1 pseudogene is annotated in these 257 nt (G+C 63.0%); it reads left to right on the top strand.

The window, feature by feature from the left end:
* Positions 1–257 (top strand): annotated as a pseudogene (locus EOD29_RS33090) (SfnB family sulfur acquisition oxidoreductase); the annotation flags it as partial.

The following is a 257-nucleotide window of genomic DNA, read 5'->3' as shown; positions in this document are numbered from 1 at the left end:
CTTTCGCCCAGCTGATGCACGCGGCCATTGATTACGGCATCGGCGTCGGAGCACATGAAGAAATGAAGCGCTTCGTCCGCGAGCGAGCCAGGCCGTGGATTGACGCCAATGTCGGTAGAGCCTCCGACGACCCGCTAACGGTCAGCGCAGTGGGCCAGGTGAACGTCAAGCTAAAGGCCGCCGCGGCATTGTTGCGTCGGGCATCCCGCGTTGTGGATGACGCACAATCCACGCCGACAGAAGCCACGGTAGCCGCG

It is taken from the genome of Mesorhizobium sp. M1A.T.Ca.IN.004.03.1.1 (assembly GCF_003997555.1).
Lineage (GTDB): Bacteria > Pseudomonadota > Alphaproteobacteria > Rhizobiales > Rhizobiaceae > Mesorhizobium.
Note: the sequence above shows the minus strand (reverse complement) of the source record. Positions and strands in the feature narration are given on the sequence as shown.